We start from the raw sequence: 13,090 nt of genomic DNA on the forward strand, positions 1-13,090 counted from the left end.
GGCGGGAATTGCAGGATTGCAGAGGCCAGGCCGCCTGAGGCGGCCTGGGGTTTTGCTTATTTGCGTTGCAGGATCTGCAGGCCCTTCAGCAGGTTGAGCGCCTGGTTGAACTGGTAATCGGCCTTGGAACCTGGCTCGATCGGGCCGCTTGGCGCTGCCTTGTCTTTCTGATCCTTGCTGTCAGGCTCGGCAGCAGGTGCCTCGGGCTTGGTATCCTCTTGCTCGGCTGGCGCAGGCTGGACGATAGGAGCCTCTTCCCCGTCCTTGGGGTTGCTCAGGTGGCGGCTCAGGTCAGCCTCGCGCAGCATTGCCGCGTGTTCTTGAGAATTGACAGTTGCTTCTTCCACCAAAATGTCCGGCACGATGCCCTTGGCCTGGATCGAGCGGCCCTTCGGCGTGAAATAGCGGGCGGTGGTGAGCTTGATGGCGGCACCATTGTTCATCGGCAGGATGGTTTGCACAGAGCCCTTGCCGAAAGTCTGGGTACCCATGATGATCGCGCGCTTGTGATCCTGCAATGCGCCGGCGACGATTTCCGAAGCGGATGCAGAACCGCCATTGACCAGCACTACGATAGGCAGGGTCTTGAGGTCGGCCGGCAAGTCGCGCAGGTAGTCTGCGCGTGCGCCGCCACGCACGTAGTTTTCAGGATTGGCGGTGAGGCGCATCTTGGCCTCTTCGCCGCGGCCTTCGGTATAGACCACGAGCTCGCCCTTGGGCAGGAAGGCTGCGGACACACCGACACCCGCGTTCAGCAAGCCGCCGGGGTTATTGCGCAGGTCGAGGATCAGGCCCTTGAAGGCTTCCTTGTTCTGTTCGCGCATGGCTTTCAGCGCTTTCGCGAGGTCTTCGCCGGTATGTTCCTGGAATTGGGTGACGCGGATATAGGCATAGCCGGGTTCAGACAGTTTGTACTTGACGCTTTGGGTCTTGATGATGGCGCGCGTGAGCACAAAGGTCAGCGGCTTGGCTTCGCCCTTGCGCAACACGGTCAGAGTGATCTTGGTATCCGGCTTGCCGCGCATGCGCTTGACGGCATCGGTCAGTGTCATGCCTTTCACCGGCGTGTCGTCCAGTTTCATGATCAGGTCGCCGCTCTTGAGGCCGGCCTTGTATGCAGGCGTATCCTCAATCGGGGCCACTACCTTGACGAAACCGTCTTCCATGCCGACTTCAATGCCCAGTCCGCCGAATTCGCCCTGGGTGCCTGCCTGCAAGTCCTTGAATGCATCAGCGTCCAGGTAGGCCGAGTGGGGGTCCAGCCCGGATAGCATGCCGTTGATGGCTTCGGTCAGTAGCTTCTTGTCTTCAACCGGTTCTACATAGTCGCTCTTGATCTTGCCGAATACTTCGGCAAATGTGCGTAGGTCATCGAGCGGCAGCTGCGGCTTGGTTTCCTTGTCCGCAATGGCGGAGTAACTCAAGCTCAGCATGACGCCGAGCAACGGGCCTGCGACGATCAAGCCGATCTTTTTAAGTTTGCGCATGTAAAACGATTCCTCAATGGAAAAACCAGAATGGTTGAATACTAATGGTTGTAATTGGAAGACAGGGAGCGACTAGCCCATTTTCCGCTATTTATGTTGTCATTGCAAAACGTTGCAGAGTATCGCACAGTCATTTTTTGCTTTTCAATCACTTGAACGCTAAATTTCTTTATTTTACATATGGAGCTGTTAGTCAATGAGCCTGCCCAAGTTGCCGGAACTGGAAATCGAATATTGCACGCAGTGCCGCTGGCTGTTGCGAGCGGCCTGGATGGCGCAGGAGCTGCTGACAACGTTCGAGTCAGACATTAAGCGCGTCAGTCTGGTTCCGGGAACCGGAGGGATTTTTGAGGTCAGGCTGAATGGGGAGCTGCTATTCTCGCGCAAGGAACACGGGCGTTTTCCCGAGTCGAAGGAATTAAAGCAACTGGTGCGCGACCGTATCGATCCCGAGCGCGATCTCGGCCATAGCGATCGCAAGTAGCTGAAATCAAATTATTTAAATAGGATTTTGCGGGAGGAAAAATATCCGACTAAAATAGTTGGAAATAACTCTTTAAATGTAAATTGTTCTCATTTATGATGTTTCCTGACAGGGATTTTGTGGAAGGTTCATCAACATGAATGTATTTAACCAATCGGAAATAGGGGCCTTATTGCTCGATCATGAGATCGAGCCGCACGACATGGCCCCCAACGAATTGCTGGACGTGGTGATGGCGCGGCAATTCGGCACTGATTATTTGCCTATCGTGGACGTGCAATCGATCGAGATGCTGGGCTATGAGGCCCATGCACGGTTCTGGGCGCGCAACGGCAGGCCGTTGAATGCAGACAAGTTGAGGGTAAGCCTGCGCAAGAATCCGTTATTGCTGTTTCATCTCGAGCTGGAATTGAAGAAGCTGCAGATTGCCAGCTTTCCGGGCGAGGGCTGGCTGATGCTGGACCTTGACATGGATAGCTTCTTTGCCGGAGGCGAGGGGGAGGACAACCCGTTCCTTGGCCTGTTCAAGGAATATGCCTGGTCCGAGCGCGAGATTGTCATCAACGTCGTCCAGAACCACACCATGCACGAGACTTTCCGCACCCAGCACATGATGGATCTGTTGCAGCATTCCGGCACCTCGGTTGCGTTGGAGGACGCCGGACTGTCCTGGGGCATGTTCTCCTTGAGCGCCTTTCTTGATGCCGCCATGGTGAAGTTCAGCAGCCGGGCGCTGCGGGAGCTGGACGGAAAAGCCGCCCAGGCGATGGTGGACTGGCTGGTAGGGGCGGCGCGCAAGATCGGCGTGCAAACGGTGATGACCGACGTGGATACCTGCGCAGCCTTGGACTGGGCGCGAAAAATGCGCGTGGACTGCGTGCAAGGGCGCTTGTTTTCCAAACAGAATCTGCAGGCGCATTAAGGGCCTGCTATCGCTGGACTTGGGCCAGTTGTCATCTCTTTCCAATTTTTATGACGCGAGGGAGTTGTATTGCGTTTGTAAATAAATAATAATTCCTCTCATTGTCATTATTAATTGTAGAGCCAGCCACATGAGCCCGGTCAGGCATCACGACACCATATCTTCCCTACCTGACGAAGCATCCGACCATACGATCGCGACTTGGGAACATACCATTCGCCAGGGAAACCGCGCCTACTCCGACAAGCAGGACCAGCTTGCATTGCAGCAATACCAGACAGCGCTCGAGCAGGCCAAGTTGCTGCTCAGGGAGTGCGTGCAGGCGGATGAACAGGCCGTGCCGATCGATACCGTGTTTGCCGCCTATGTGGTATCCCACCATAACCTCGCCAATGTCTATGCCCGCCAGGGAGATATCAATACTGCAGCATGCCGGCTGTGCGAGGTGCACCAATGCCTGTCGCGCATTTGCTCCGACCCCGCGATGCATTGCGCATTGCGCGAAGCAGCCCAGCGTCATGGGCGCCGTACATACAGAGAACTATTGAACTTTAGCCATCTGTATAGTCAACATCCTTTAGTAGCGAGGACCTTGCGCGTCTGCGGGCAGTTCTGTAGCCTGCAAGACCAGCCGCTACACTAAATCCTGAATCCCAGTGAGATTTTCTGTGCTAAAAAGCATAAGATAGCTCGTGCAGATTGACTGCGGCAACCGGGTTCAACATTCCCTCTAAAATTTAACGATCAAAAAACTAAGGAGCAAAATAATGGCGTATACATTACCCCCCCTTGATTATGCTTATACGGCCCTCGAGCCGCATATCGATGCCCAGACCATGGAAATCCACCATACCAAGCATCACCAGACTTATATCAACAACGTGAATGCGGCCATCGAAGGCACGCCTTTTGCCGACGAGCCGGTAGAGTCGCTTGTCGCCAAGCTGGACAGCCTGCCGGAAAACCTGCGCGGCCCGGTGCGCAACAATGGCGGCGGCCATGCCAACCATAGCCTGTTCTGGAAGGTCATGTCCCCCAATGGCGGCGGAGAGCCTACCGGCGCCTTGGCGGACGCGATCAAGGCCGACATCGGCGGTTTCGATACATTCAAGGAAGCCTTCACCAAGGCTGCCCTGACGCGTTTCGGCAGCGGTTGGGCATGGTTGTCAGTGACTCCCGAGAAGAAGCTGATTGTGGAAAGCAGCGCCAACCAGGATAACCCCTTGTCCCACGGCAACACGCCGATTCTCGGCCTGGATGTCTGGGAGCATGCCTACTACTTGCACTACCAGAACCGCCGCCCGGAATATATCGGCGCGTTCTTCAATGTCATCAACTGGGATGAGGTCGCACGCCGTTACCAGGAAGCCTTGTCCAAGTAGGGACTGGAACGTGTCATGAACTTCCCCTTCATTCTCGCTAACAACCGGCAAAAGCTATGGCTGTGGATGATAGCCCTGGGTATTCTGGGCTTGATTCTGTTTTTGGTGCAATCGTTTGGGGATTGGGGGCAAGCCGCCTGGGACGTACCCCAGGTGCGCGATGCCTTTTGGGGAGGCTCCGCCGCGGCATTGGCAACGGCGGCAGGCACTTTGCCGGTCTTCTTCTGGAAGCAGCTGCCTGACCGCATCATGGATACCTTGTTCGGCTTTGGGGCGGGCGTCATGCTCGCCGCCAGCGCCTTTTCCCTGATCGTGCCGGGCATCGAGTCGGCCCAGGCCCAAGGCGCGAGCGCATGGGGCGCCGCCTCCATGGTGGGCGGCAGCATCATTATTGGCGCTGCACTGTTATTGGCGTTAGAGCGCTGGGTGCCGCATGAGCACTTCATCAAGGGCATGGAGCGCGAGAATACGCTGGCCTTGAAACGTACCTGGCTGTTCGTGTTTGCCATCGCTCTGCACAACGTGCCGGAAGGCTTGGCGATCGGCGTGGGCTTTGCGGGGGGCGACGTCGTGCGCGGCGGCGCACTGGCTACCGGGATCGCGATCCAGGATATCCCCGAAGGCTTCGTTGTGGCGATGGCTTTGGCGGTGGTGGGCTATTCCCGCCGCACCGCGATATTGATCGGGATGGCGAGCGGCCTGGTTGAACCGGCAGGTGCCGTGCTCGGCGCTGCGATTGTGAGCTCTTCTGCGGCGCTATTGCCCTGGGGATTGGGTATTGCCGCAGGCGCCATGCTGTTCGTGGTGAGTCACGAGATTATTCCAGAATCGCACCGCAAGGGGCATGAGATCTTTGCGACCAGCGGCTTGATTGTCGGTTTCGTGCTGATGATGATGCTGGATACTGCCCTGGCCTGACGTGCAGTATTGAGGCGCTTAGCGGCTGTCTTCCATGCGGCGGGCGCCGTTGAAGCGCTTGGCCCAGTAATTGTCCGTCATATCGACCACCTGCACACCGCCGCCCGAGCTGGGGGCGTGGATGAACTTCTGGTTGCCAAGATAGATGCCGACATGCGAGAAGGCGGATTTCAGGGTGTTGAAAAACACCAAATCCCCCGGTTGCAGCTGTTCCTGCGATACCGGCTGTCCGAGCTTGCTGATGGCTTTTGCGCCGTGAGGCAGGGTCATGCTGGTGGATTGCTGGAAGACATAACGCACAAAACCGCTGCAATCGAACCCGGTTTCTGGCGATTTCCCGCCGTAGCTGTACTTGATGCCGGTGAGGCTCAAGGCGTTGATGAGCACTTCCTGCACGGATTCGGTCCAGCCCTGCGTTGCTTCCATCGCATCCTGCTGGAACTGCCGGGCAGCGCTGACCTCTCCCGCCCAGGTAGGGACATGGTTCAGCAATACAAAAACAGCAAAAATGACGGGTAATTTCATCACTAGTCCCGATTCTATTAGTTTATTTTCGGTTCTGTAAACCAGTTCTTTAAGTTTTCCTGAAACTCGAACGCCAGCGCGACTGTCTTGGCAATAAGGCCAGCGCGACTGTCTTGGCAATAAGGCCAGCGCGACTGTCTTGGCAATAAGGCCAGCGCGACTGTCTTGGCAATAAGGAAAGGGAAGCTTGATGGCTTGGTGTAGAATGGCTTTGTCGATGTTGGAATAAGGCATGTCATCATGAGTTCGAGCGCTTATCCACTTATGCAGAAATTGAAGACCAATCTTGACGATGCAAGGCGCCGCGAGGTGCTGCACCATTTGAGTCCGGAAGAAATGGAGCAAACCCTGGCGGAATATGCCAGCCATTTCAGGCTGGGGTCGCGCGAGCGGGCGCGGCTGCTGGCGGGCTCCGTCGTCAAGCGCATTCACGGCACGGGCAGCCGTCTGAAACGCGCTGGCAAGCAGGCGGTCAAGCATGTGGGCGCGAAAGTGGCCCATGCCGCCAGCCACAAGCTCAAGGAGGTGGCTGCCCGCATCGAGCAGCGTGCCGATCGCCTGGATCAGGACGAATAATACAAACTCAGTTTTTTGGCCGGGAAGACTATGCTGCGTGAAACAATTTCGGTAATGCGTGATTTCAAGCGTGTGCGTGCGATTGGCCGCATCCTCATGCATTACGGCTGGGGTGACATTGCGGAGCGGCTTGGCAAGCGCAGTTGGTTGCGCCGGGCGGGCAATGCGCTCAATTCGGAAGCCTCGCGTGAAATCATGCAACTCCCCTCTGAGGTGCGCGCGCGCATGGCGCTGCAGGAGTTGGGCCCGACCTTCGTCAAGATGGGGCAGGTGCTGGCAACGCGCCCGGATATTTTCCCTCCCAACTGGATAGAAGAGTTATCCAAGCTGCAGGACCAGGTGCCGCCCGTGCCATTCGAGGATATGCTGCCCGGCTTGCAGGAAGCGCTTGGCAAGTCCCCGTTCGAGGTATTCCGCGATTTCGATACCACGCCCGTGGCGGGCGCCTCGATTGCCCAGGTCTACCAGGCCAAGCTGCAGGACGGCACCCCGGTGATCCTGAAATTGCGCCGGCCCGGCATACGCGAGAACATTGACGCCGACCTGCGCCTGCTGCACCACATCGCGCGCCTGATCGAGGCTGAAGTGGAGGAGGCGCGGCGCTTCAACCCCACCGAAATCGTGGATCAGTTCTCCAAGTCATTGAAGCGCGAGCTCGACCTCGCGTTGGAAGGGCGCAATACCGAGCGTTTCGCGCGCAACTTCCTCACTGACAAAACCACCAGTTTCGCCAAGATTTATTGGGATTACACCAGCGAAAGCGTGTTGGTGATGGAAAAGATCAACGGCATACCGGGCAATAGCTTGGAGGAGGCGCGCCAAGCCGGGATGGACTTGCCCCTGCTTGCCGCACGCGGCGCGGATGCCGTCATGAAGATGGTCTTGATCGACGGCTTTTTCCATGCCGACCCGCATCCGGGCAATATCTTCTTCCTGCCGGAAAACAAGATCGCCGTGATTGATTGCGGCATGGTCGGTCGCATCAGCCTAGACCGGCGCAATGAAATCGCCGACCTGCTTGCCGCGCTGGTATCGCGCGACATCGATACATTGCGCGGTATCCTCATCGCCTGGGCGGGCAACGTGGTAGTGGACGAGGACAAGCTGGGGGCCGATGTCGACGAATTTATCTGCACCTACGACAATGCGCCGCTCAAGCACATCAGCTTCGGCATCCTGCTGAACGACCTCACCACGATCATGCGCGAGAACCATCTGTCGGTGCCGCCTGACCTCACCATGCTGTTCAAGGCGTTGATCACCCTGGAAGGGCTGGGGCGCCAGCTCGATCCGGACTTCCAGATCGTCAGCCACCTCACGCCTTTTGTGAAGAAGATCATTATCGAGCGCTACATGCCCAAGACGCTGTGGCGCAAGGGCACGCGCGGTTTCAGCAAGACGCTGGGCGCAGTGAGCGACCTGCCCGGCGACGTATCGCAGGTGCTGAAGGAGGCGGGACGGGGCAGGTTGAAGCTCAACCTGGACTTGAAGCGCCTAGACCACTTCGGGCACCAGCTCGACCACAGCACCAACCGGCTCACCATGGCGCTGATCACAGCCTCGTTGATCATCGGCTCTTCCATCGTCATGACAGTGCGCGGCGGGCCCGAGCTTTTCGGCCTGCCCGCGTTCGGCTTCCTTGGCTTTTTCCTAGCATTCGTCATCGGCATCATGTTGATGATTTCGATCTGGCGTTCCGGCAAGGATTGAGCCTCTCATCGCCAGCCTGGTGCTGGCACCCGGCGGTAGCTGGCATGCGCACTATTTTGGTGCAAATGCCGGATGTTATTGATTGTCGTATTTTTAACGCAATGAATAACAAGGAGTTTTTATCTGGCATGACCCTTGCGAGAGTCTCTGCATGGATACCGCTAAGAAAAAACCTTTTGACGAGATGCTCCTGCAAGACGAAGCGGTACGGCCGATCTATGCCGAGTACGCTGCCTGGCTGCAAGGGGTGCCGCACCAGCAGCTTGAGAGCAAGCGCCAGGAAGCAGAACTACTGTTTCGCCGGGTAGGAATTACCTTCAACGTCTATGGCGAGGATGCCGGCGCGGAACGCCTGATCCCGTTCGATGTCGTGCCGCGCGTCCTTTCCGCCGGCGAGTGGTCGCGTCTGTCCGACGGCGCGATCCAGCGCGTCAAGGCGCTGAACATGTTCCTGCACGATATCTACCATGACCAGGACATCATCAAGGCGGGCATTGTGCCGTCCAGGATATTGGCGAACGCGCAATACCGCCCCGAAATGTTCGGCGTGGACGTGCCCAAGGGCGTTTATGCCCACATCGCCGGCGTCGATCTGGTCCGCACCGGCGAAAACGACTTCTACGTGCTGGAAGACAACCTGCGCACGCCTTCCGGGGTTTCCTACATGCTGGAAAACCGCAAGATGATGATGCGCCTGTTTCCCGAATTGTTCCGCCGCTACCCGGTAGCGCCGGTCGAGCACTACCCGCAAGTCCTGCTCAACAACCTGCGAGCCGTGGCGCAGGCCGGCGTGCATGAGCCGACGGTGGTGCTGCTGACGCCAGGAGCCTACAACAGCGCCTATTTCGAACATGCCTTCATCGCCCAGCAAATGGGCATCGAGCTGGTGGAGGGCCAGGACCTGTTCGTACGCAACAACGCGGTCTATATGCGCACGACCGAAGGCCCCAAGCGCGTGGACGTGATCTACCGCCGCATCGACGACGACTTCATCGACCCGTTGAGCTTCCGTCCCGACAGCATGCTGGGGGTGCCGGGCCTGCTTTCGGTCTACCGCAATGGCGGCGTCACGCTGGCGAATGCGGTGGGCACCGGGGTGGCGGACGACAAGGACACCTACATCTATGTGCCCGAGATGATCAGGTTCTATCTCGGCGAGGAGCCTATCCTGTCGAACGTGCCGACCTACCAGCTCAGCAAGGCGGACGACCTCAAGTACGTACTGGACAACCTGGCGGAACTGGTGGTTAAGGAAGTCCAGGGGTCGGGTGGCTACGGCATGCTGGTCGGGCCGTCCGCCAGCAAGCAGGAGCTGGAGGATTTCCGCCAGCGCATCCTGGCGAACCCGGCCAACTACATCGCCCAGCCGACGCTGGCGTTGTCGACTTGCCCGACCTTGGTGGAAAAGGGGATCGCGCCACGGCACGTCGACCTGCGGCCCTTCGTGCTGTCGGGCAAGACGGTCAGCCTGGTGCCGGGCGCGTTATGCCGTGTCGCGTTGCGCGAAGGCTCCCTGGTGGTGAATTCCTCGCAAGGGGGCGGCACCAAGGACACCTGGATTTTGAAAGATTGATGCCATGCTAAGCAGAACCGCAGATCATTTGTACTGGATGGCGCGCTACATCGAACGCGCCGAGAACATGGCGCGCGTGCTGGACGTGACTTACAACATGTCGTTGGTACCGAACGCCTCGCAGAGCGAAACCACGCTATGGGAGCCTGCATTGCAGATTGCCGGCGGCGTGGACAGCTATCGCCGGGATTACGGCGAAGTGACGGCGGCCGGCGTGGTGCGCTTCCTCGCCATGGATACGCACAACCCGTCCAGCATCTATTCGACCTTGCGCAGCGCGCGCGAAAACGCGCGTTCCGTGCGCGTCACGCTGTCGGCGGAAACCTGGGAAAACATCAATGCGCTATGGCTGGAATTCAGCCAGTTTGTCGGCATGGACTTGATGCAGAAGGGGCTGGGCGAGTTCTGCGACTGGGTGAAGTCCCGCTCCCACCTGTTCCGCGGCGTGAGCTTCGGCACCATGCTGCGGGACGACGCGTTCCGCTTCCTGCGCCTGGGGACGTTCATCGAGCGGGCAGACAATACCGCGCGCCTGCTCGACGTCAAATATCATTTGCTGCTGCCCCGCGACGAAGAAGTGGGCGGCGCGGTGGATTATTACGAGTGGAGCGCGATATTGCGCGCGGTTTCCGCCTTCCAGGCCTACCAGAAGGTGTTCAACGACGCGATCGAGCCATGGAAGGTGGCGGAATTGCTGGTATTGCGGGAGGACATGCCGCGCTCGTTGCATGCCTGCTTTTCCGAGATCACGCCCATCCTGGACCAGCTCAGCGGCCGCCATAGCAGCGAATGCAGGCGTCTTGCAGGCGAGCTGCACGCACGGCTGCGTTATGGACGTATGAACGATATTTTCCAGGAAGGGCTGCACGAATTCCTCACCGATTTCATCACTTCCAACAACAATCTCGGTGCCGAGATCCAGCGCACCTTCTTGAATGCGCCGATCAATGGCCTAGCCGCCGAGACTGAATGAATGGAGCATTGCCATGCAGTTCACGATCAACCACCGCACGCATTATCTCTACACTGATATTGTCAATTACACCATCCAGAAACTGCGCTTGACGCCGCAGGACGGCTTCGGCCAGCGGGTGAGGCGCTGGGAGATCCGGGTCAATGGCCACCTGCAGCGTCACGACGATGCCTATGGCAATGCAGCGCATCTGCTGGTGCTGGATACCCCGCATGAAGAAATCAATATCCTGGCCACGGGTGAGGTGGAAACAGGCCTGGATATCCCGCCTGCATACGATATGCTGCCGCGCGAGATTTATTTGCGTACCACTGCACTGACGGTTACGGATGCAATCCTGCGCAACTTTGCGGAGCAATTCCGAGTCAATCAGCCTAACGAGCAAGCGCTGGACGACATGATGCATGCGATCGTGGACAAAGTGCCGTACAACCGTGGCGTGACTGCCGTGGATACCTCCGCTGCCGAAGCATTCCGCAGCGGGCACGGCGTCTGCCAGGACCATGCGCATATTTTCATTGCTTGCTGCCGTCACCTGGGCATCCCCGCACGCTATGTGAGCGGTTACCTGTTCACTAATGACGGCAGCTTGATGGAAAGCCATGCCTGGGCTGATGCATGGATGCCGTCCGGCTGGACCAGCTTTGACGTATCCAACCGTTGCAGGACCAATGGCGTGCACGTGCGCCTGGCGACCGGCCTGGATTACGGCGACGCCTGCCCTGTGAGCGGCATGCGCGTGGGCGGCGGGTTGGAGACGATGACGGTGGGGGTGCATGTCAGCCAACTCCAATCCCAACAATGATCGCGATGCAGAAAAAGCGTCTGGCGGCGTTGCATCCACTTGCCGTACTTCAGTGTACTGTCTGCGTGGATGCGCCTTGCCAGCCACTTTTTCTGCATCGCTCGGTTTAGGGGATTTGTCCACCAGGTTTTTAAGGTTTCTGGTTTAGATAGCCGAAAGTATTACAAGGAAAACGCATGAATTCATTGCAGTTTCCCCGCCACGGGGACAAGGAGAACTCGGCATTTTTCGAGGAGTACCTGGTCAAGTTGCTGGAAGAGCGCGACGCGGTGGGGTTGACCGCGATGGTGCATGAGATTGATGCGCTCATGATCACGGTGGACCCGGGGCATTCGGTCAAGTATGTCGCGGAGCTATGCTTCATGACTTCGTACCATTACCTGGTGACGCTGGAGAGCGAATCGCACTGGACGCATGTGCTGCGCATCGACCTGGACTCGCCCGACCTGTTGGTGCGGGAAGTGAAGGATCCCAACCTGCGCGGCATTTTTCGCAGCCTCAACGAAATCTACCCGGTGGGGGCGCGCAAGCCGAATAGCCGCTACATGGGCGAGATCATCCGCGTGGACAGCCTGCATGACGTAGTCAAGCTGCAGCAGGAACGGGAATTCCGCTTTTTCACGCAGGACGAGGTGCGCAAGCTGGAGCTGCCAGGCAACCTCGCCGTGAGCAAGCCCTCGCCCTATACGCATAATATCGTCGCCTACCTGGAGCGCAAACCGGAAGAAATGCGTGTGTATTCCCTCGGGGTAAGCCGCATCGATCCTGAATTGCAGATGGCCTATGAAGCGGCCAAGGCCTTGCAGCAGAAGCTCAATTTCGGCGACCTGCTGCTGCCGATCGACCATCTCGCGACGCGGATCTACAGCCAGAACCGCGAGGTGGCGATCCTGGAATACCTATCGTGGTCGAGCTATTACTTCTGGGGCGCTTACAATATCTTCGACCAGAACTCATCGACCAATGTCACCAAAAGCGCGCACGGACTGCCGGAATCCAAGAGCCCGGCCAAGGTGTTCACCGCCAACAACACGCCTTATTTCGTCAACCACCTGGAAAAGCTGCCGTCGCCCACCGAAACCTTCGTGCGCAACTACGGGCCGCGCCTGCACCATATCGCGGTGGCGGTGAAGGACGGCGAGCGCGAGGGCGTCGAGCATATCGAGTTCGCCGTGAATGCGATCGCCTCGCAGGGGAAGGGCTTCCTGCTCGACGTCATCGGTTCGCGCGAGGAAGGCTTGAAGCAGATATTCTCCAACGCCTCCGAGCATTCGTCCCTGATTGTGGAATACGTGCAGCGCTTCGGCGATTTCCAGGGCTTCTTCACCAAGGATAATGTGGCGGTGCTCACCGAAGCGGCGGGGCGGGAAGAGGGCGTGAAATCAGGAGCATCCCTGGGTTGATGTCAAGAGGTTGGCGTCAAGGAACCAGCCACAATCTAATCGTTGCCTACGCCCAGCTTCTTGGCCACCGTCAAGGTCAGTAGCGAGGCGACGAACAATACGCCCAGGGTCATGAAGCTCTTGTGGATGAAATCCGAATCCTTGATCCAGTCCCAAATCATGGCGACGCCGAGCAACAGGCTGGCAAGTATGCACAGGATGCAGATGGTGAAGCAGATGTTGCGGATGGTGTTGATGCGCATGGAGTGCTCCTGATCATATTGTTTTTGCTTGTATCATATTGATGCGCCTGAGCAATTCGGCGCTATCCCTTGCGTGATTATGGTATATTG

Annotated in this window: 14 protein-coding genes; 11 read left to right on the forward strand and 3 right to left on the reverse strand. The window is 57.9% G+C overall.

The window, feature by feature from the left end; all coding sequences use genetic code 11:
- Positions 1-56: 56 nt before the first annotated feature.
- The gene (locus ACJSDX_RS10695; protein WP_309564301.1) at positions 57-1,487 is read right to left on the reverse strand and encodes a S41 family peptidase; all 1,431 of its coding nucleotides are present in this window, start codon (positions 1,485-1,487) and stop codon (positions 57-59) included.
- 196 nt (positions 1,488-1,683) lie between these two features.
- Between ACJSDX_RS10695 and ACJSDX_RS10700 the strand changes: the two genes are divergently transcribed.
- The 5 genes from ACJSDX_RS10700 (at position 1,684) to ACJSDX_RS10720 (ending at position 5,193) form a co-directional block, all read left to right on the forward strand.
- Entirely contained in the window at positions 1,684-1,971 is a 288-nt protein-coding gene (locus tag ACJSDX_RS10700; RefSeq protein WP_407994662.1) for an Rdx family protein, read from the forward strand.
- 136 nt (positions 1,972-2,107) lie between these two features.
- Entirely contained in the window at positions 2,108-2,893 is a 786-nt protein-coding gene (locus ACJSDX_RS10705; protein ID WP_407994663.1) for an EAL domain-containing protein, read from the forward strand.
- Between the two features lie 130 nt (positions 2,894-3,023).
- Positions 3,024-3,536, forward strand: a complete 513-nt coding sequence (locus ACJSDX_RS10710; RefSeq protein ID WP_407994664.1) for a DUF2753 family protein — start codon at positions 3,024-3,026, stop codon at positions 3,534-3,536.
- A 124-nt stretch (positions 3,537-3,660) separates the two neighbouring features.
- Positions 3,661-4,275 (forward strand): superoxide dismutase, encoded by a 615-nt coding sequence (locus tag ACJSDX_RS10715; protein ID WP_407994665.1) that lies wholly within the window; start codon positions 3,661-3,663, stop codon positions 4,273-4,275.
- Positions 4,276-4,290: 15 nt separating this feature from the next.
- Positions 4,291-5,193 (forward strand): ZIP family metal transporter, encoded by a 903-nt coding sequence (locus ACJSDX_RS10720; protein ID WP_407994666.1) that lies wholly within the window; start codon positions 4,291-4,293, stop codon positions 5,191-5,193.
- An 18-nt stretch (positions 5,194-5,211) separates the two neighbouring features.
- Here ACJSDX_RS10720 and ACJSDX_RS10725 read toward each other — a convergent pair whose 3' ends face one another.
- The gene (locus ACJSDX_RS10725) at positions 5,212-5,718 is read right to left on the reverse strand and encodes a C40 family peptidase (RefSeq protein WP_407994667.1); all 507 of its coding nucleotides are present in this window, start codon (positions 5,716-5,718) and stop codon (positions 5,212-5,214) included.
- A gap of 240 nt (positions 5,719-5,958) precedes the next feature.
- On the opposite strand from ACJSDX_RS10725, the gene ACJSDX_RS10730 reads away from it, so the two are divergent.
- The 6 genes from ACJSDX_RS10730 to ACJSDX_RS10755 all read left to right on the forward strand — a co-directional run bounded on the left by ACJSDX_RS10730 (position 5,959) and on the right by ACJSDX_RS10755 (position 12,758).
- Positions 5,959-6,294, forward strand: a complete 336-nt coding sequence (locus ACJSDX_RS10730) for a hypothetical protein (RefSeq protein ID WP_407994668.1) — start codon at positions 5,959-5,961, stop codon at positions 6,292-6,294.
- 30 nt (positions 6,295-6,324) lie between these two features.
- Positions 6,325-8,004 carry an ABC1 kinase family protein gene (locus tag ACJSDX_RS10735; RefSeq protein WP_407994669.1) on the forward strand — a complete coding sequence of 560 codons (1,680 nt, stop codon included), beginning with the start codon at positions 6,325-6,327 and terminating at the stop codon, positions 8,002-8,004.
- 151 nt (positions 8,005-8,155) lie between these two features.
- A complete protein-coding gene (locus tag ACJSDX_RS10740; RefSeq protein ID WP_407994670.1) occupies positions 8,156-9,577 on the forward strand; it encodes a circularly permuted type 2 ATP-grasp protein in 1,422 nt (473 codons plus the stop codon).
- Between the two features lie 4 nt (positions 9,578-9,581).
- Positions 9,582-10,550, forward strand: coding sequence for an alpha-E domain-containing protein (locus ACJSDX_RS10745; RefSeq protein WP_309564311.1), 969 nt, complete (start codon positions 9,582-9,584; stop codon positions 10,548-10,550).
- Between the two features lie 13 nt (positions 10,551-10,563).
- Complete coding sequence (locus tag ACJSDX_RS10750) at positions 10,564-11,355, forward strand: transglutaminase family protein (RefSeq protein WP_407994671.1); 792 nt, start codon at positions 10,564-10,566, stop codon at positions 11,353-11,355.
- Between the two features lie 176 nt (positions 11,356-11,531).
- Positions 11,532-12,758 (forward strand): hypothetical protein, encoded by a 1,227-nt coding sequence (locus ACJSDX_RS10755; RefSeq protein ID WP_407994672.1) that lies wholly within the window; start codon positions 11,532-11,534, stop codon positions 12,756-12,758.
- A gap of 35 nt (positions 12,759-12,793) precedes the next feature.
- Here the strand turns inward: ACJSDX_RS10755 and ACJSDX_RS10760 are convergent, their stop codons facing one another.
- Positions 12,794-13,000 carry a hypothetical protein gene (locus ACJSDX_RS10760; RefSeq protein WP_309564314.1) on the reverse strand — a complete coding sequence of 69 codons (207 nt, stop codon included), beginning with the start codon at positions 12,998-13,000 and terminating at the stop codon, positions 12,794-12,796.
- Between the last annotated feature and the right edge of the window lie 90 nt (positions 13,001-13,090).

The sequence above is a fragment of the Methylobacillus draconifructus genome, assembly GCF_045984355.1.
Lineage (GTDB): Bacteria > Pseudomonadota > Gammaproteobacteria > Burkholderiales > Methylophilaceae > Methylobacillus > Methylobacillus flagellatus_A.

What these genes read in the sequence shown, in the direction of transcription:
- ACJSDX_RS10745 (WP_309564311.1), top strand. Translation starts at nt 9,582, where the DNA reads ATGCTAAGCAGAACCGCAGATCATTTGTACTGGATGGCGCGCTACATC.
- ACJSDX_RS10735 (WP_407994669.1), top strand. Translation starts at nt 6,325, where the DNA reads ATGCTGCGTGAAACAATTTCGGTAATGCGTGATTTCAAGCGTGTGCGT.
- ACJSDX_RS10725 (WP_407994667.1), bottom strand. Translation starts at nt 5,718, where the DNA reads ATGAAATTACCCGTCATTTTTGCTGTTTTTGTATTGCTGAACCATGTC.
- ACJSDX_RS10760 (WP_309564314.1), bottom strand. Translation starts at nt 13,000, where the DNA reads ATGCGCATCAACACCATCCGCAACATCTGCTTCACCATCTGCATCCTG.
- ACJSDX_RS10755 (WP_407994672.1), top strand. Translation starts at nt 11,532, where the DNA reads ATGAATTCATTGCAGTTTCCCCGCCACGGGGACAAGGAGAACTCGGCA.
- ACJSDX_RS10700 (WP_407994662.1), top strand. Translation starts at nt 1,684, where the DNA reads ATGAGCCTGCCCAAGTTGCCGGAACTGGAAATCGAATATTGCACGCAG.
- ACJSDX_RS10715 (WP_407994665.1), top strand. Translation starts at nt 3,661, where the DNA reads ATGGCGTATACATTACCCCCCCTTGATTATGCTTATACGGCCCTCGAG.
- ACJSDX_RS10695 (WP_309564301.1), bottom strand. Translation starts at nt 1,487, where the DNA reads ATGCGCAAACTTAAAAAGATCGGCTTGATCGTCGCAGGCCCGTTGCTC.
- ACJSDX_RS10710 (WP_407994664.1), top strand. Translation starts at nt 3,024, where the DNA reads ATGAGCCCGGTCAGGCATCACGACACCATATCTTCCCTACCTGACGAA.
- ACJSDX_RS10730 (WP_407994668.1), top strand. Translation starts at nt 5,959, where the DNA reads ATGAGTTCGAGCGCTTATCCACTTATGCAGAAATTGAAGACCAATCTT.
- ACJSDX_RS10705 (WP_407994663.1), top strand. Translation starts at nt 2,108, where the DNA reads ATGAATGTATTTAACCAATCGGAAATAGGGGCCTTATTGCTCGATCAT.
- ACJSDX_RS10720 (WP_407994666.1), top strand. Translation starts at nt 4,291, where the DNA reads ATGAACTTCCCCTTCATTCTCGCTAACAACCGGCAAAAGCTATGGCTG.
- ACJSDX_RS10740 (WP_407994670.1), top strand. Translation starts at nt 8,156, where the DNA reads ATGGATACCGCTAAGAAAAAACCTTTTGACGAGATGCTCCTGCAAGAC.
- ACJSDX_RS10750 (WP_407994671.1), top strand. Translation starts at nt 10,564, where the DNA reads ATGCAGTTCACGATCAACCACCGCACGCATTATCTCTACACTGATATT.